Raw genomic sequence first — 16,692 nt, 5'->3', positions numbered from 1 at the left:
TGCCCGAAGGGGTGCTCGCGTCGGCCTCGCTGCGGCTGGTGGCGGCCCCGGTCGCGGGAGCGCCGGCGGCGTCCACGGGGGTGAAGCCCGCCTGGGACAGCAGGCTGGCGTACCCGTCCAGGGCGTCCTTCACGCTGCCCTGGTAGATGACGGCCACGCCGAGGATCGTGTCGACGCTCCGGAGGGGCGTCTGCCCGGCGAGGTAGGGGAGGGCCAGCTCGCCCGACGCGAGTTCGACGGTCGTCTGGGTGGGCAGGGCGGACGTCGTGGCGGACGTGCTCGTGGCGTCGCGGGTGGTGTCCGTCGCGGGCGCCGCCGGGTCCGTGGTGGTCGTGTCGGTCGTGGGCGCGGTCTGGTCGGGCGTGGCAGGTGCCGTCTGGTCCGGCGTGGCAGGTGCCGTCTGGTCCGGCGTGGCAGGTGCCGTCTGGTCGGGCGTGACCGGGCTGGTCGGGGTGGTCTGGGCGGGCGTGGCCGGGGCGGCGGGCGTGGTGCTCTGCGCGAGCGCGGTGCCCAGGCCGAGGGCCAGGGCCGCGAGCAGCGTACGTCGGTTCCGTGGGGTCATGCTCGTCCTCCTTGGGCGCCGGACGGCGCCGTGGTGGGGGCGACGGGGGTCGCCTTCACGAACGCAAGCCTAGGAGGGCCGGGTGTGCGCTTCGGGACAGAAGTCGGACCCCGGCGTTGGCGCGCGGCTCACGGTGCGCGCAGGTCCTGCTCGTTCTTCTCATGCGGGACGGTGGTTCCACCAGGGCGCGCGAGGTGAATACGACGGGACGAGGTTCATGAGGGGGCTTTCCGAGGGTCCGGTGTCGTTCGACTCGCGCGCCCTCGGGGAGGGCGGTTTCTCCCGGAGCGATCGTCGCACTACCCTCGTGCGCCCTGAGAAGGATGGAGGCGTGCTCATGGCGCTTCGGGCCCCGTGTTCAACGGCGGAGGGGCCGCCTCTGCGTCAGCGGCCCCTCCCCTGCATAGACTTCACGTGAGATTATTCCGAGAGCGTCCCTCGTGATCTCACGTTCTGCTCAGGCGTCGTCCCGGTCGGGGCGGTCGTCGCGGACGGTGAGGACCGGCACGTGGCTCTCGCGCACCACCTTCTCGGCGACGGACCCGAGGAAGAAGTGCTCCAGCCCGCGCCGTCCGTGCGTGCCCATCACGATCACGTCGGCCTGCCAGTCACGGGCCGCCACGAGGATGCCCTGCACGGGATCGCCGGAGAGGAGCTCGTACTCCTCGCCCTCCACGGCCTCGTCCGTGAGGCGCGACAGGTCCGCGTGGGAGAGCTCGCGCTGCACGTCCCCGGTCGGCAGGACCGGCGCGACACCGCCCGTGGTGAGGTCGGGTACGGCGACCGCGCGCGCGTCGAGAACGTGGACGAGCTTCACGGCGGCGCCGGGGAAGCTCGCGCGGGCGAGCGCGAGCGCGCGCTCGGCGCTGGGGGAGAAGTCGGTCGGAACGAGGATTCGCTGGAACATGGAGAACCTCCTGGACGTACGCTATTGAGCGCCGGTGAGAAGCCTGAGCCGGGCGGTTAAAGCGACGGAGAGCCGCCCGACAGGAGCGCGAGCATCGCGCCGTACACGCGGGCGGTGGCGCGCGCGTCCTCCAGCGCGTCGTGCGGGCGGATGGGCACGTCGAAGTGCGCCGCGAGGTCCTCCAGGCGTGTGCTGAGCGTCTTGGGCAGCAGACCCGCGTGGATCAGGAAGTGCGCCACGACCTTCGTGTCCACCACCGACCCGATCATCAGCTCGTGGTAGTCGGGCAGCAGGGTCATCAGGAAGCGCACGTCGAAGTTCACGTTGTGCCCGCCGAGCATCACCCGCCTGCGCGAGCGGAAGCGTAGGAAGGCCCGCACCTCGTTCGCGGCGACCTCCGGCACCGACGCGAGCTCGTGGTGCTCGCGCAGGTCGATGCCGTTGACCTCCATCGCGGGGGCGTCCACGTGGTACGTGTCGTGCCGTACCCGCACGAGGGTCTCGCGGGTCACCTCCCGCGAGCGCGTGTCGAACGCCGCGAGGCCCACCGTCAGCAGGGAATGGCGGTCCTCGTGGACGCCTCCCGTCTCCGTGTCCACGAAGATCACCGTCGCCATGACGCCATCTTGCGGGCGCACACCTCCTCGCCCGCCGTGGGTGAAGGGACGCTCAGGCCCGCGCGGCCCCCCTGTATACTTCCCGGTATGTTTCGGGCCGTGATCGGACTTGAGGTTCACCTTCAGCTGAGCACCCGCACGAAGATGTTCTCGCGCTGCCGCGCGGACTACTTCGGCGAGGAGCCGAACACCTTCACGGACCCCCTGACGCTGGGGCTGCCCGGCACCCTGCCCACCATCAACAGGGAGGCGGTCGAGCTCGCGCTGATGTTCGGCCTCGCGCTCGGCTGCGACGTGGAGGGCTTCACGCAGTTCCACCGCAAGAACTACTTCTACCCGGACGCGCCGAAGAACTACCAGATCTCGCAGTACGACCGCCCCATCGCGCGCGACGGGCACCTCATGGTCGGCGGGCGGCGCATCGGCATCCGCCGCGCGCACCTCGAGGACGACGCGGGCAAGCTGATCCACCCCACCTACGCCGACTACTCCCTGCTGGACCTCAACCGCGCCGGGATGCCCCTCATCGAGATGGTCACCGAGCCCGACCTCGGGACGCCCGAGGAGGCCCGCGAGTTCCTGCACCTCGTGCGCGCCATCGCGCAGGCCCTCGGCGTGTCCGACGCGAACCCCGAGGAGGGCAAGATGCGCTGCGACGTGAACGTCAGCCTGCACCGCCCGGGCGAGCCCTTTGGGACGAAGGTGGAGGTGAAGAACCTCAACTCCTTCAAGAGCGTGCAGCGCTCCCTGGAGTACGAGATCGCCCGGCAGACGCGCGTGCTGGAGGACGGCGGGCGCGTCACGCAGGACACGATGGGCTGGGACGAGGGCGGCCAGCGCACCTTCGTGATGCGCACGAAGGAGGAGGAGAGCGACTACCGCTACTTCCCCGAGCCGGACCTGCCGCCCCTCGTGATCACGCCCGAGTGGGTGGAGCGCGTCCGCGCCGCGATGCCCGAACTGCCCGCCGCGAAGGAACGCCGCCTCGCCCTCGCGGGACTGCGTGAGGCCGACGCCTTCACGGTCGCGTACGACGTGGAGCTCTCGCGCTTCCTCGACGAGGCCATGACGCACGGCGCGGACGCGCAGAAGCTCGCGAACTGGCTGCTCGGGGACGTGACGGGCTGGCTCTCCGAGCGCGGGACGCCGCTGGAACGCTCGCGCCTCACGCCCGCGCACCTCGCGGCGCTCGTGCGGCTCGTGGACGGCGCCGCCATCACCGGCAAGATGGCCAAGGATCTCCTGCCGGAGGTGATGGAGGGCGCCGACCCGGAGGTCCTCGTGCGTGAGCGCGGCCTCGCCGTCGTCACGGACACCGCCGAGATCGAGGCGGCCGTGGCGCGCGTCGTGGAGGCCAACCCGGCGGTCGTCGCGAACATCCGCGCGGGCAACGCGAAGGCCGTGAACGCCCTGTTCGGGCAGGTGATGCGCGAGCTCGGCGGGAAGGCCAAGCCGGAACTCGTCCGCGACCTGCTCGGCGCCCGCGTCGCCGTGGACGGCTGAGTGCGCCGCTCGGCGCGGGCGGCCCTGCTCGTCACGGAACTGCAGATCGCGGCGCTCGCGCTGTACGCCGCCGGGAGCCTCGCGCTGCGCGGTCTCGACGTCCTGACGGGCTGGAGCGCGCTCGTCACCCTGGTGTCGGCCGCGCTGCTCGTGTACCAGCGCCTGCTGCTGCGCGGCCTCTTCCGGGGGGAGGCCGCGGACGGGGACGACGGGCGTCTGAACGCTTGGCGCGGACTCTACATCGTCGTGCTGATCTCGGGCCTGCTGATGCTGGCGCTCTACCTGCTGGTGCTGCTCGCGCCGCAGGACGTGCCCAACCCGGAGGCGCTCGCGCTGCTGCTCGTCGCGACGGGCGCGTCGCTGTACGCCACGTACGGGACCTTCCGGGCCATGAACCGTCTCTTCGTCGCGCCCGAGGACGCGTCCGCACGGGTGTCCGCGCGGGAGTGGCTGGGACGCAACGCCCTCGCGACGGGCGTGGTCGCCGTGATGAACCTCGTGCCGATCCGGGGCGTGCCGGACACGACGCCACTGACGCTGACGCTCGCGTACGCGCTGGTCTCGCTGCTGGACGTCGCCTGGCCTCTGCTGATCCGCGCCGCGCTGCGCGGCCGTTCCTGAACCTTCCCCGTCCGTGCGCCCGGCTCCCCGTGGGGTAGAGTGAGGCCGAACGCCCGCCCGGCGGGCGCGTCATTTCCACTTCAACAGGAGGTTCAGCATGCTCGTCACCGGTTCCGAGATCCTGGTGCCCGCCCGTGAGGGCAAGTACGGCGTCGGGTCGTTCAACACCAACAACATGGAGATCACGCAGGCCATCGTCACCGCCGCCGAGAAGCTCCGCAGCCCCGTCATGCTGCAGATCAGCGAGGGCGCGCTGAAGTACGGCGGCAAGGACCTCGTGAACATCACCATCGACCTCGCGACGCGCGCCACGGTGCCCGTCGCGATCCACCTCGACCACGGCAGCAGCTACGAGAGCGCCCTGCGCGCCATCCGGCTGGGCTTCACGAGCGTGATGATCGACGCGTCGCACCATCCCTTCGAGGAGAACGCCCACGAGACGCGCCGCGTCGTCGAGGCGGCCCACGCGATGGGCGTCACGGTCGAGGCGGAGATCGGGCGGCTCGGCGGTGTCGAGGAGCACATCGAGGTGAGCGAGGAGGACGCGTTCCTCACCAACCCCGAGGAGGCGCAGCGCTTCGTGGAGGCGACGGGCTGCGACTACCTCGCCATCGCGATCGGCACGAGCCACGGCGCGTACAAGGGCAAGGGCCGTCCCTTCATCGACCACGCGCGCATCGAGAAGGTGGCCTCCCTGCTGCCGATCCCGCTCGTGGCGCACGGGTCGAGCGGCGTGCCCGCCTCCATCGTGGAGCGGCTGCGCGCGGCGGGCGGCGAGATCGGCGACGCGCAGGGCATCGCCGACGAGGACCTGCAGCGCGCCACGCAGCACGGCATCGCGAAGGTCAACGTGGACACCGACCTGCGCCTGGCGATGACGGTCGGTATCCGCGAGGCGCTCCAGAAGAACCCCAAGGAGTTCGACCCGCGCAAGATCATCGGGCCCGCCCGTGACCTCATGACGGAGATGGTGGAGCTCAAGATGCGCGTCCTCGGCTCGGTCGGCAAGGCCTGAGCGGAGGTCGCGGGAGGGGACGGGCTCGCCCGTCCCCTCTCATCATTCCCGCTTTTCTGATCGAACGCTGAGAGCCGAGTGCAGCACATGAAGACCGCGCCTGGGGGATTTCTCACTCCCCGGACGTATGATCACGTAGCCCCGATGATGCGTGCGCCGCGCTCCCCCCGAACCCTGCGAGTGCTCGCCGTCGCCACGCTCCTGAGCGTGTCGCTCGCGCAGAACGACTTCAAGGCCCGCATGACGGCCATGCTGCCCGAGAACAACCAGGTGGCCGAGATCATGGAGTTCGGGTACGACCAGGAGATCCAGAACATCCAGGAACGCTTCCGGCAGGCCGAGCGTCAGGACCCCCGCTGGTTCCGCGACTGGCGCGCCGCGCACGCCGACGACCCGATCCTGCCCTACCACGTGAAGTTCGGCGTGAGCGCGCAGGAATACGAGCGTCTCCTCACCGACAAGGGCCTGCGGCTCGTCCGCACGGGCCGCACCGCCCGCCTCAACGTCACCGTGTCCGGCGGCCGCATGATCTTCCAGGGCGGCAGTGGCGCCGAGGCCCTCAAGGGCATCGTGCTCAACCTCAACACGGGCGAACTGCGCGTCCCCGAATCCAGCGTCGTCGCCAGACCGCAGACCCGCTACGTCAACGGACGCGGCGACGTCCTCGGCCTGGGCACGCGCAGCGGCTGGGGCTGGGAGGTCAGCAGCGCCAACCCGCAGTCACGCGTGAACATCTGGGCGAACTTCACCCTGATGCAGTTCAGCAACGGCACCGTCCTGCTCGCCTTCAAGAAGGCCGCGCTCGTCGACAACCGCTACCAGCCCGAGATCGACCTGACGCTCTTCTACGACCGCAAGAACGTCACCAGTGGCCGCGCGGGCACCCAGTGACCCCACACGGCACGAGGCGGCTACAGTGAGCGCATGAGCCTCTCGTGGCGTGACCTCGAATCCCGCGTCGGTCTCGACGACCTGCCCGCCTTCCACCGCGCCTTCCTCACCTGGCGCGGCGTCGAGGGCGTGGGTACCATGCCCCTGCGGCGCGTGCAGCAGCGCGTGGAGGCCGAACTCAACCGCCTCGTGCAGGCGGGCCTCGCGGTTCGCGACGGCGACGACTGGCAACTGAAGGACGGCGCGTTCGAGGGTTTCGAACGCGCCGTCCCCTACCTCTGAGCTACGCCGGGCTCGGCAGCGGATCGCCCAGCGGCGGCACCTCCGGAATGCCGGGCGTGTCCGGATTCGTCGGTGGGTCCATGATGGGCACGGGCGTGTCCTGCGGCGGGAGACGCTCGGGCAGATTGCCCGGCATGTCCGGCGTGTCCGGATTGGAGGGCGGCGTGCCGGGCTCCGGGATGGTCGGGCGGTCACCAGGTGCGGTCATGCGGCTCCTTTCGTGTTCCACCGAGTATCCGCGCCCCGCCTGACGGGCAAAGGAAGAGGACGCTGAAGCGCCCTTCAGCGTCCTCGACCCTGCCCTTCGTGTCAGCGGCGTCCGTACTGGGTCGTCGCGGGCTGCCCGGTGGTCGCGGCCGGACGGTTCGGTCCGGCCGCTCCACCACCGAAGGTCGCGGCGCCCTCCTGCGCGAGACGCGCGAACTCCTTCGCGTCCACCGCGCGCTCCTGACCCGTCTCGAAGGTGATGATGCGGCGCTTGTAGAGCCCGGCGAGGAACGCGTCCATCGTGACCATGCCCGCCTGCGCGTTCGTCTGCATCACGCTCGTGATCTGGTACGTCTTGCCTTCACGGATGAGGGCGCGCACCGCCGGGTTCGCGATGAGCAGCTCGTACGCGAGGATACGGCCCTCCTTGTCGGCGCGCGGCAGCAGCTGCTGCGTCATGACCGCCACGAGGTTGTTCGCGAGCTGCACGCGGATCTGCGCCTGCTGCTCCTCCGGGAAGACGTCCACGATACGGTCGATCGACTCGGGCGCGCTGTTCGTGTGCAGCGTCCCCATCACGAGGTGACCCGTTTCCGCCGCCGTCACGGCCGCCTTGATCGTCTCGTAGTCACGCATCTCACCCACGAGGATCACGTCCGGCGCCTGACGCAGCACCGCGCGCAGCGCGTTGTTGAAGTCCCACGTGTCCGCGCCGACCTCACGCTGGTTCACGATGCTGCTCTTGTGCGTGTGCATGAACTCGATCGGGTCCTCGATCGTCACGATGTGCAGCTTCTTCGTGCTGTTGATGTAGTCGATCATCGCGGCGAGCGTCGTCGACTTGCCCGAACCCGTCGGGCCCGTCACGAGCACCAGGCCGCGCGGCGCGTCCGCGATCTCCACGACCGTGCGCGGCAGCCCGAGGTCCTCCACGCTCTTGATGTTCGTGGGAATCAGACGCATCACGCCGCCCACCGCGCCCTTCTGCATGAACGCGTTCACGCGGAAACGGGCCCGCTCACCCAGCGCGAAGGAGAAGTCCAGCTCGCGCTTCTCCTCGAAGGTGCGCTGCTGCTTCTCGTTCATCATGCTGTACATCAGCTTGCGCGTGTCCGTCGGCTCCAGCGGACCGAAATCGAAGCCCGTGTACGTGCCGTGGATCTTGAACTGCGGGGCGAGGCCCGCCGTGAGGATCACGTCGGACGAGCCCTTCTCGGCGGCGATACGAAGGATGTCGGTGATGTCTCCGGGTGTGTGCATGCGGGCTCCTTTGGAAGCGGTCGGGGGTCGGTGTTCAGCCGTCAGTGACGGGCGCAAGGCGGGCGGAGTGAGGGAGGGAAGGCTCGGAACGGAAGGGGGGAGGGTTGAGAGGCCGTCCACGTTCTGGTCTTCGCCGCCCCGTCGTCGTACGCACCGGAGCGGTCCGGTGCTTTTGCCTCGGGCGTCTCCGCATCTCCACGCTCATGGGCGGAGCGGTCCGGGCGTCCGGGCCTGGGACGCCCACGCGTCTCCGTGGTGGGTTTACGCATTCGTATTCCCGAGGATCTCCTCCAGCGTCGTCATCCCCGCGAGGGCCTTCTCGAAGCCGTCCTCGCGCAGGGTGCGCATCTCCGCCTCGGCCTGGGCGACGTCGCGGATCTCGGTGGAGCTCTTGCCCTGACCGATCGCGACCTTCACGGGTTCGTTCACGATCATCAACTCGTGGATGGCGAGTCGGCCTCGGTAGCCGGTGCCGTTGCAGCGCGGGCAGCCCGCGCCGCGGAAGAGCTTGGCGCCCGCCACCTTCTCCTCGGGGATGCCCATCTTGCGCAGCACCTCCGGGTCGGCGGTCGTCTCGACCTTGCAGTCCGAGCAGATCTTGCGCACGAGTCGCTGCGCGAGCACCCCGATCAGGGCGGCGCTGATGTTGAAGCTCTCGACGCCCATCTCCTCCAGACGCGTCACGGCGCCCGGCGCGTCGTTCGTGTGGAGCGTCGCGATCACGAGGTGACCGGTCAGCGCGGCCTCCGTCGCGATCTTCGCGGTCTCGGCGTCACGGATCTCACCGATCATGATGATGTCGGGGTCCTGACGAAGGAAGGAGCGCAGCGCCCGCGCGAAGGTCAGACCCGCCGCGACGTTCACCTGCGTCTGGTTGATGCCGGGAATCTCGTACTCCACCGGGTCCTCGACGGTGGTGGTGTTCACGTCGGGCGTGCTGATGCGCTTGAGGATCGAGAAGGTGGAGAAGGACTTGCCCGATCCGGTCGGGCCCGTGATGAGGAAGATCCCGTAGGGCTTCTCGATGGTGTCGATGAAGCGCTGGTAGTTGTGCTCGCTGAAGCCGAGCTGCTCCACCTCGGGGATGTCGCTGGCCTTCTTCAGCAGACGCATCACGGCCTTCTCGCCGTACACGGTGGGCAGCGTGGACAGACGCAGGTCGAGGTCGATCGCGCCGCGCTTGAAGCGCACGCGGCCGTCCTGCGGCACGCGCCGCTCGGCGATGTCGAGGTTCCCGACGATCTTGATGCGCGCCAGCACGCTCTGCGCCGCCGCCTTCGGCAGTTCCTGGTAGTCGCGCAGGCTGCCGTCCACGCGCATGCGGACCTTCAGGTTGTGCTGCGTCGGCTCGATGTGGATGTCCGACGCGTCCTGCAGCGCCGCCTCGCGGATGATGTTGTCCACGACGCGCACGACGGCGTTGTCGTCGAGGGCGCTGATCTCGGCGTCCTCGCGCTCCTTGTCCTTGCCCTTCGTGTTCGCCGCGAGTTCCTTGTTGAGGGCCGCCATGTCGGACGCGCCGAAGTAGCGCTCGATGAGGCGCGTGATGTCCTTCTCGGCCATCACGGCGGGCACGATCTCGCGGCCCACGATGAGGCGCAGGTCGTCGAGCGCGAACACGTTGCGCGGGTCCTTCATCGCGACGACGAGGGCGCTGCCCTGCATGCGGATCGGGATGACCGTGTAGCGCCGCGCGGTCGCCTCGGGGATGAGCAGCGCGACGGACGCGTCCGGCGCGGACTGGTTCGCGTCGACGTACTCGTAGCCGAGCTGCACCGCCAGGGAGCGCGCCAGCATCTCCGGGCTGAGCTTGCCCGACTGCACCAGCGTGTCCTCGAGGCGTCCGCCGCCCGAGTGCTGCTTCTGGAGGGCCTGCTCCACCTCCTCCGATCCGGCGTAGCCGAGCTCCACGATGACCTCGCCGAGCGGCTTGACCTTGCCCTCGCGCGACTGGACCTGCAGCGCCTCGCGCAGCTGCGCGCGCGACAGGGTGCCCTGCTGGATCATCGCCTCGCCGAGACGGCCCTTCTGCGGGTAGAGACGGTCGATGAGGTTCTCGATGTCGTTCGGGCGGGCCAGCGCGATCTGGATGGGACGATCGATCAGCGCCTCGATGTCGGCGCGCTTGCGCGGGTCGCTCGTGGCGACGGTGATGACGCCGTCGCGCTCCTCGATGGGCACGGCGGTGAGGCGCAGCGCGTCGGGGCGCAGCATGAGGCCCAGCACCTTCTCGCTCGGCTCGTAGTCGCGCGGGTTGCGGATGAAGATCGCGCCCGCCTGCTCGGCCAGCACGGTGTAGAGCTGCTCCTCCGTGACCATCCCGGTGGAGACGAGCACCTGACCGAGCGGTTCGTCCGTCTGGGTGCGCGCCCGCAGCGCCACCTCCAGGTCGCCCTCGGTGAGGTAGCCGCGCTTGACGAGCAGCGTGCCGAGTTGCTCGTGCCGCTGGTCCGCGGCGCCCTCGGGCGCGGCGGCGCTCAGGCCGAGTTCCGGGTAGGCGTTGCCGAGCGCCCACAGCAGCTGCTCGCGCAGCGCCTGGTAGGGCTCCACGATGAGGCCGCTCTCGTCCTCGACCGTCTCGATGGAGATGGAGTTGAGGGGATCCACGAAGGCCACGCGGAGGTTGCCGCCCTCGATCGCGAAGGGCACGGCGTTCAGTGACTGCGCGAGCGTCCCGCTGATCGTCGCGAGCGCCTCGGGGGCGGGCTTCACGACGGAGAGGTTCACGAGGGGGATGCCGAGGGCCTCCTCGACGGCGCGCGCGATGCGGCGCTCCCCGACGAGTCCCGTGTCGATCAGGATGTCCGAGAGGCGCCCGCCGACCTCGACGTGTCGGTCCAGGGCCTTCTGGAGGTCCGTGTCGTTCACGTACCCCTGTTCGAGCAGGATGGCGCCGAGACGCCGGTCACCGATGGATAGAGCCACTGATCAGTCCTCCGTGGGGTTGAGTGTGGGGCGGCCGTGCTGCAGCCCGTACCTTCTCAGGACGAGCCGTTCGACGCGCCTGGCGAGCTTCGTGTGGGGAAGGGCGTTGTCCGCGAGCGGGCGGACCATGATCGTGAACATCCCGGCGAGGTTGCCGCCGAGGACGTCGGTGAAGAGCTGATCGCCGACCATCGCGACCTGACCGGGCGCGAGGTCCATGCGGCGGGCCGCGCGGTGGAACGACTGCGGGTTGGGCTTGCTGGCCAGCCCGATCCCGGCGAAGCCGAGCCGCTCGGTCCAGAAGCGGACGCGTTCGGGCATGGCGTTCGACAGGAGGTACAGCCGGACGCCGCGCAGCATCAGTTCGGACGCCCAGGTCTGCACCTCGCGCGCCTCCCGGTACGAGCCGTACTCGATGAGGGTGTTGTCGAGGTCGAGCAGCAGGCCGTGCAGGTCGTGGTCGGCCATGAGGTCCGGCGTGATCTCCGTGACGTGATCGAGGACGAGCCGTGGTCGCAGGACGCTCACGACTCCTCCAGATTCCTGAATCCCGTCATCATCTTCGCCTCACGCAATTGTACTTCGGTGGCCGTCCGCTTCAGGTGAAAGTCTTCAGGCCACGCGATCGCCGCCCACATCCGCCCCGTTCGCCCGGCGTCCCGACGGTACGAGAAGAACGCGTCCTCCGTAGAGCACAGTCCCGCCGTCCACACGGCGTCCTCCGGCACGCCGGCCTCCGCGAGCACCCGGACGTTCGCGGCGAGCAGGTCGAGGTGCGGCGCGCCGTCCACATCCCGCACGGCGAGGCCGAGCCCGCCCTCCTCGAACTGCCGCGCGACGTCCACGCCCACCGCGTAGCGCGCGGCGGCGATGCCGGGCCCGACCGCCGCGCGGATCCGCTCGGGTCGCGCGCCGAGCGCCGTCATCGCCTCGACGGTGCGCGCCGCGACCCGCCCGAGCGTGCCACGCCAGCCCGCGTGCGCCGCGCCGACGACGCCAGCCTCGGCGTCCTCGAGCAGGACGGGGTAGCAGTCGGCCGTCATGATCGTGAGGACGAGGCCGGGCTCGTCCGTGACGACGCCGTCGGCCCGCTGGACGCCCACGCGGCCCCGCACGACGTCCGTGCCGTGCACCTGATCGAGCCGCGCGACGCGCGCCGCGCCCAGGCCGAGCGCGCCGAGCGCGCGGCGACGGTTCTCCTCGACGTCGTCCGCGCGGTCCTCGCGGTCGTCGAGGTTCAGGCTCGCGTACGGCCCGGAGGAGACGCCGCCGCGCCTCGTGGAGAACCCGTGCGTGGCCCGCAGGTGCGGGGCGTGCAGCCACATGCTGGAAGAGTAGGTGGTCATGTCTCACAGGATTCTGACGCCTATGGATGTAGAGACACGTGAACGGCCTCCACATGAGCACCCGACCGCTCGGGTGCGTACGACGCCAAAGCGCGGACGGCCACTCCCACACATGTGGAGACACGTGAACGGCCCCCACAAGAGGACCGGACCGCTCCGGTCCGTACGCAGCCAACCCATGGATGTGGAGACACGTGAACGGCCCCCCCATCGGGCCGGGGCCGCAAAATGGACTCGGTTCAGGCGGCGGGGGGCGTGGCGGGGCGGGTGGTAGATTCTCGCCATGATCTCCATCGACCTGTCCGGCAAGACCGCCCTCGTTCTCGGCGTGACGAACGCCCGCAGCCTCGGCTGGTCCATCGGGGAGCAGCTGATCCGCGCGGGTGCCCGCGTGGCCTTCAGCTATCAGGGGGAGCGCCTCAAGGCGGACCTCGACAAGCTCACCGCGCCCTTCGAGGGCACGTGGAGCGAGCAGTGCGACGTGACCGTCGAGGCGGACCTGACGCGCCTGTTCGAGCGGGTCCGTGCCGAGTTCGGCGGCGTGGACTACATCGTGCATTCCGTGGCGTTCGCGCCGCGCGCCGCGATGGACGGGCGCTTCGTCGACACCACCCCGGAGGACTGGAACACGGCGCTGTCGGTGAGCGCGTACAGCCTCGTGTCGGTCGCGCGGCACGCGGAGCCCCTGCTGCGTGAGGGCGGCAGCATCGTCACGCTGACGTACTACGCCAGCCAGAAGGTCGTGCCGAAGTACAACGTGATGGGCGTCGCGAAGGCGGCGCTGGAGGCCAGCACCCGCTACCTCGCGTACGAGCTCGGCAAGAAGAACGTCCGCGTGAACGCGATCAGCGCGGGGCCCATGCGGACCGTGGCGGCGCGCAGCATCCCGGGCTTCGGCAGCATGTACGACAAGGCCGCCGGGATGAGCATGCTGGGCCGCAACGCCACGCAGGAGGAGGTCGGGAAGCTGGGCCTGTTCCTGCTGTCGGACATGGCGAGCGGCATCACGGGCGAGACGACGTACGTGGACGCCGGGTACAACGCGATGGGGATGCAGCTCGACTGAGCGGCGGCACGAAGGGAAGGCCCGCCGAGCGGCGGGCCTCCTGCCGTTCAGACCGGCCTGATCTGCCGGGTGATGGTGACGTCCGTGATCGCCGTGTCGTTCGCGAGCAGGAACGCCTTGCTCAGGATCACGCTGAACGTCGCGTCGCCCTCGAAGGGCAGCACCGCTGTGTCGCCAGCCCCCGCCGCCGCGCCGCGGGCGGGCACGATGCACAGGTACTGATCGTTGGGCTCCATCAGGATGTTCCCGCTGCCGAGGTGAATCCTGTACGTCCGAAGGTCGCCGCGCACCACCAGGAACCGCTCCGTGAGCGAGCAACGATCCGCGATCCTGAGGCGTGGGAGCAGGCGCGCGAGCACGTCCCTGCGGGTCTGCGCGGTCGCGCCGAGGTCACCGAAGCTGTACGTCTGCCAGTAGTCACGGAAGCGTCCCTGCGGGCCGCCGTCCTGCCAGGTGGGGTCGTTCCCGACGCTGGCGACGCCGACGAACAGGTCCACGTCGCGCAGCACTTCGCTCAACACCAGCGGCGGGACCTCGTCGAGCGGCACGGGCTCCGCCGCGACGGGGAAGCGCCAGCCTGACCCGTACCCGCCGCCGCTCGCGTGCGCGCTGTTCCGCGCCGCGTCCATGGGGTAGAAGCGCACCTGATCCGTCGAGAGGCGCAGGTACGTACCGGAGTCGTTGGTGTCGACGCCGTGGTCGTCCCCGATGCCCTCCACCCAGAACTCGGCGCGCAGACCGTACTGCGGCAGTTCCCGCGTGGCGGGCGGGAACTCGTCGTCGACCATCAGACGGAGCTTGTTGTCCCAGCCGCGCAGGGCCGCGAGCGCGGCGAACTGGTGCTGCCGCAGGACGTGCGCGGCGAAACGGTTGCTGTACGTGCGCGTCGTGCGCTCCGCGTCGGTGAGGAGGTACACCTCGCGGTGCGCCTGCTTGAACGGCTGCCGCACGCCGAGCGCTTCGAGACGCCCGCGCCACGCCACGACCTCGTCCACGGTCGCGAGGAGGGGATGCCACAGCTTCACATTGCCCGTGGGTTCGATCTCCGCGCCCGTCACGTCACGCAGGGCGCCGTCGCTCCACAGGGCGGGCGTGCCGTTCACCGTCCAGATGAGGCGGCGGGCGTGCACACCGACGAGGGGATGATCCAGGTACCGCTCCCGCCACGCGCCCACGGGCCACGTGCGGTCGGTGAGCATGAGGGCGTCGAGCCGGTCGCGCTGCGCGGCGAGCATCTTCTCGACGTCCTTCACGGCACTCTTGAGGTCCGCGAGGTCGTCGGGGAAGTCGCGCTTGACGCTGGCGGGCGGCGCCTTGACGGGCCTACCGGTCTCGCCGGACCACGCGAGCCGCACGTGACCGTCCTGCGCGTGCAGCTCCGCCGCGCAGGCACCGAACACCTCTCGGCGGAAGCCGACGTCGGTGAGGCCGTAGGTGGGCACGCCGAGTTCCGCGAGGTCGTCGCGGGTCACGCCGAGCCGTTGCGCCATCGCGTCCAGCGCCTTCTGGATTTCCTTGAGGGTGGTCTTGAACGTCACCTGCGTGGAGAGGCGCGTGAGCTGCCCGAGCGCGTCCTCGCCTTCCAGGCGGCTGAGGGCGTACACGGCGGCGTTCGCGATCTTGGGTGAGCGGGGCCCGACCCCGGCGACCTTGCGCAGGGACGTCTGCACGACGTGTCCGAGGAGGCGCGCGGCGCCCTGCGGTGCGGCGAGCGGCAGCATCCACAAGAGGCCGCGCAGGATGTTCGCGTTGAACTCGTCGAAGATCAGGTTCGTGTCGCCGTTCGGGTTCACGCTGAACGTCAGCGGGACGGTCCGGGGGCGTCCGACGAGGGGCAGCCACGCGGCGAGACGCTCGGCGAAGCCGTCCGGACCCACGGCGGCCAGATGCGTCCCTGCCAGCCTGAGCCAGCGGTCGGACGGACGGGCGCTCGTCGCGGTCCGCGCGTGCCCGAGCAGCGCGGACCACGCCGGGCGTGTCCCGGGTGACGTGTCGAGCGCGGCGAGCAGCGCGTCCGTCCACGCTTCGCCCGGCGAGACCTCCCACCCGTCCTGGTCGGTGAACGACAGGTCGGAGCGGCGGAGGGCCGCGACGACCGGACCCGGGAGGGGCGCGTCGTCGGCCCAGCGCTCGACGGTCCTGGCGAAGGCCTCGACCGGACCGATCCAGTCGTACGGGAGGCGGTCGTGACCTGCCAGCCAGTCGAGGACCGCGGCGCGTTCGTCCTGATCGAACGTCGAGCCGAAGCGGGCCGTGACGTGCACGATCATGTGGGTCAGCGACTGCTGACGCAGGTTGACGCGCATGGTCTCGAGGTCCTCGGCGCCGCCCACGACCGGACGGACGGTGGACAGGGCGCGCCGCAGGACGAGCCGTTGCGTGGCCTCGTTCAGCGTCGGGAGTTGTTCGAGGATACGGTCGGGCCAGCTCCTGCCGGCGCCGATCGCGCAGGCCTCGGTCACGCGGGCGAGGTACGCCTCGGCCGACTCCTCGGGTGTCGCCGTGGGGTCGCCGGGCTCGTCCTCGAGGTCGAGCAGACGACGCATCCGCGTCATGGCCCGTTCGCAGGGCTCGCGGACCTCGGGCGGGCGTGTGTTCGCCAGGCGCGGAAGGAGCGTCATGACCTCGTCCACGACGGAGCGGGGCCGGCGGGACAAGTTCGAGACGATGAAGTTCTCTCGGCCCATGTAGAAGTCCTCGTCACGCACCCAGAGTCGAACGTTCATCTCCGCCGCGAGACCCGGCGCGAACGACTCCCAGGCGTCGTGAAGGTAGTACAGGTCGTCCCAGAACCGCTCGCGTACCCCCTCGTCCTCCTCGGACACCCGTACCGCGAGGTCCTCGACGAGGCGCGCCTGCTCCTCGGGGTCGCCGGTGCACGCCTCCACGGCCTGTCTGAGGTTGTACGAGGAACGTGCGGCGCGCAGGTCCACGAGGAGCGCCGCCGCGGGGGCGTCGGATGGGAGCGTCACCCGCCCACCAGCGGGACGAGCTTGAGGAACGTGACCTCGGTGGGGCGGTCGAGGCGCAGGTGGACCACCTCGTCGAGGTCGTCCACCTGCCGGTCGTCGACGAGGATCACGAAGCCGAGCCGGGCGAACGCGTCGAGCGCGAGCGTGTACTGGGCTTCCCAGTCGAGCTTGCGGCGCGTCCGGAGGCGGGAGCCGTTCAGGGTGCGCTCGGCGTCGGTGGGCTGGACGAGGCCGTGGAAGACCTCGGGTTCGCGGGCGTTGTACTCGGTGACTTCCTCGTACACGCGGCGGCGCAGGAGCTCGCGGACGGTGACGCGCTCGTCGAGGAAGTCGAGGGTGAAGGTGCGTCGGGCGCCGCTGGCGGTGCTTTCGTCGATGAGGGACACGGGGATCGTCACGAGGGCTCCTTTTACGCTCACAGCGTAACACGGTTGGGGGAACCGAAGCGCCGCATCTGCCCGCCCGACCCTTCGGCGTACGCCGCACGGCGCATCCCGTGACGCCCCAGGCCACCTACA

The 16,692-nt window shown here is 70.1% G+C and carries 15 protein-coding genes and 1 pseudogene; 6 read left to right on the top strand and 10 right to left on the bottom strand.

All coding sequences use genetic code 11. From position 1 onward, the window contains the following. The 3 genes and pseudogenes from DEIPI_RS35320 to DEIPI_RS0105010 all read right to left on the bottom strand — a co-directional run. A pseudogene (locus tag DEIPI_RS35320) lies at window positions 1-562 on the bottom strand (hypothetical protein); the annotation flags it as partial. Between the two features lie 457 nt (window positions 563-1,019). Beyond that, the gene (locus DEIPI_RS28655) at window positions 1,020-1,469 is read right to left on the bottom strand and encodes a universal stress protein (protein WP_045233673.1); all 450 of its coding nucleotides are present in this window, start codon (window positions 1,467-1,469) and stop codon (window positions 1,020-1,022) included. Between the two features lie 56 nt (window positions 1,470-1,525). Beyond that, window positions 1,526-2,107: a 3'-5' exonuclease gene (locus tag DEIPI_RS0105010; RefSeq protein ID WP_245588514.1), complete on the bottom strand. Its 582-nt coding sequence runs from the start codon at window positions 2,105-2,107 to the stop codon at window positions 1,526-1,528. A 66-nt stretch (window positions 2,108-2,173) separates the two neighbouring features. On the opposite strand from DEIPI_RS0105010, the gene gatB reads away from it, so the two are divergent. The 5 genes from gatB to DEIPI_RS0104985 all read left to right on the top strand — a co-directional run bounded on the left by gatB (window position 2,174) and on the right by DEIPI_RS0104985 (window position 6,398). Further along, on the top strand, window positions 2,174-3,589 hold the full coding sequence (gatB, locus tag DEIPI_RS0105005; RefSeq protein ID WP_027481053.1) for an Asp-tRNA(Asn)/Glu-tRNA(Gln) amidotransferase subunit GatB: 1,416 nt from the start codon (window positions 2,174-2,176) through the stop codon (window positions 3,587-3,589). Further along, entirely contained in the window at window positions 3,590-4,210 is a 621-nt protein-coding gene (locus DEIPI_RS0105000; RefSeq protein WP_027481052.1) for a hypothetical protein, read from the top strand. It begins immediately after the preceding gene. A gap of 97 nt (window positions 4,211-4,307) precedes the next feature. Continuing rightward, window positions 4,308-5,225, top strand: coding sequence for a class II fructose-1,6-bisphosphate aldolase (gene fba / locus DEIPI_RS0104995; protein ID WP_027481051.1), 918 nt, complete (start codon window positions 4,308-4,310; stop codon window positions 5,223-5,225). 144 nt (window positions 5,226-5,369) lie between these two features. Next, on the top strand, window positions 5,370-6,116 hold the full coding sequence (locus DEIPI_RS0104990) for a hypothetical protein (protein WP_157463467.1): 747 nt from the start codon (window positions 5,370-5,372) through the stop codon (window positions 6,114-6,116). Window positions 6,117-6,149: 33 nt separating this feature from the next. Beyond that, the gene (locus DEIPI_RS0104985; protein WP_027481049.1) at window positions 6,150-6,398 is read left to right on the top strand and encodes a hypothetical protein; all 249 of its coding nucleotides are present in this window, start codon (window positions 6,150-6,152) and stop codon (window positions 6,396-6,398) included. Between the two features lies 1 nt (window position 6,399). Here DEIPI_RS0104985 and DEIPI_RS28650 read toward each other — a convergent pair whose 3' ends face one another. From DEIPI_RS28650 to pgeF, 5 genes are all read right to left on the bottom strand, one after another. Next, window positions 6,400-6,606, bottom strand: coding sequence for a hypothetical protein (locus DEIPI_RS28650; protein ID WP_045233672.1), 207 nt, complete (start codon window positions 6,604-6,606; stop codon window positions 6,400-6,402). Window positions 6,607-6,707: 101 nt separating this feature from the next. Then, on the bottom strand, window positions 6,708-7,865 hold the full coding sequence (locus DEIPI_RS28645) for a type IV pilus twitching motility protein PilT (protein ID WP_045233671.1): 1,158 nt from the start codon (window positions 7,863-7,865) through the stop codon (window positions 6,708-6,710). Between the two features lie 261 nt (window positions 7,866-8,126). Beyond that, window positions 8,127-10,790 carry a type II/IV secretion system protein gene (locus DEIPI_RS0104970; RefSeq protein WP_027481048.1) on the bottom strand — a complete coding sequence of 888 codons (2,664 nt, stop codon included), beginning with the start codon at window positions 10,788-10,790 and terminating at the stop codon, window positions 8,127-8,129. Between the two features lie 3 nt (window positions 10,791-10,793). After that, entirely contained in the window at window positions 10,794-11,318 is a 525-nt protein-coding gene (locus tag DEIPI_RS28640; protein ID WP_045233670.1) for a YqeG family HAD IIIA-type phosphatase, read from the bottom strand. After that, the gene (pgeF, locus tag DEIPI_RS28635) at window positions 11,315-12,136 is read right to left on the bottom strand and encodes a peptidoglycan editing factor PgeF (RefSeq protein ID WP_045233669.1); all 822 of its coding nucleotides are present in this window, start codon (window positions 12,134-12,136) and stop codon (window positions 11,315-11,317) included. The genes DEIPI_RS28640 and pgeF overlap by 4 nt, the downstream gene beginning before the upstream one ends. Before the next feature lie 283 nt (window positions 12,137-12,419). On the opposite strand from pgeF, the gene DEIPI_RS0104955 reads away from it, so the two are divergent. After that, window positions 12,420-13,202: an enoyl-ACP reductase FabI gene (locus DEIPI_RS0104955; protein ID WP_027481047.1), complete on the top strand. Its 783-nt coding sequence runs from the start codon at window positions 12,420-12,422 to the stop codon at window positions 13,200-13,202. A 47-nt stretch (window positions 13,203-13,249) separates the two neighbouring features. Here DEIPI_RS0104955 and DEIPI_RS28630 read toward each other — a convergent pair whose 3' ends face one another. Both DEIPI_RS28630 and DEIPI_RS0104945 read right to left on the bottom strand, forming a co-directional pair. Beyond that, window positions 13,250-16,174 carry a DUF4132 domain-containing protein gene (locus DEIPI_RS28630; protein WP_052351624.1) on the bottom strand — a complete coding sequence of 975 codons (2,925 nt, stop codon included), beginning with the start codon at window positions 16,172-16,174 and terminating at the stop codon, window positions 13,250-13,252. After that, a complete protein-coding gene (locus DEIPI_RS0104945; RefSeq protein WP_211238244.1) occupies window positions 16,171-16,572 on the bottom strand; it encodes a hypothetical protein in 402 nt (133 codons plus the stop codon). Before DEIPI_RS0104945 ends, DEIPI_RS28630 begins: the two co-directional genes overlap by 4 nt. Window positions 16,573-16,692 lie beyond the last annotated feature (120 nt).

This window comes from Deinococcus pimensis DSM 21231 (genome assembly GCF_000519345.1).
Lineage (GTDB): Bacteria > Deinococcota > Deinococci > Deinococcales > Deinococcaceae > Deinococcus_A > Deinococcus_A pimensis.
This window is presented reverse-complemented; position numbering and strand designations above follow the sequence as displayed.

Coding starts and splice junctions, on each gene's coding strand:
- DEIPI_RS28655 (WP_045233673.1), bottom strand. CDS start 1,469: ATGTTCCAGCGAATCCTCGTTCCGACCGACTTCTCCCCCAGCGCCGAG.
- gatB (WP_027481053.1), top strand. CDS start 2,174: ATGTTTCGGGCCGTGATCGGACTTGAGGTTCACCTTCAGCTGAGCACC.
- fba (WP_027481051.1), top strand. CDS start 4,308: ATGCTCGTCACCGGTTCCGAGATCCTGGTGCCCGCCCGTGAGGGCAAG.
- DEIPI_RS0104990 (WP_157463467.1), top strand. CDS start 5,370: ATGATGCGTGCGCCGCGCTCCCCCCGAACCCTGCGAGTGCTCGCCGTC.
- DEIPI_RS0104985 (WP_027481049.1), top strand. CDS start 6,150: ATGAGCCTCTCGTGGCGTGACCTCGAATCCCGCGTCGGTCTCGACGAC.
- DEIPI_RS28650 (WP_045233672.1), bottom strand. CDS start 6,606: ATGACCGCACCTGGTGACCGCCCGACCATCCCGGAGCCCGGCACGCCG.
- DEIPI_RS28645 (WP_045233671.1), bottom strand. CDS start 7,865: ATGCACACACCCGGAGACATCACCGACATCCTTCGTATCGCCGCCGAG.
- pgeF (WP_045233669.1), bottom strand. CDS start 12,136: ATGACCACCTACTCTTCCAGCATGTGGCTGCACGCCCCGCACCTGCGG.
- DEIPI_RS0104955 (WP_027481047.1), top strand. CDS start 12,420: ATGATCTCCATCGACCTGTCCGGCAAGACCGCCCTCGTTCTCGGCGTG.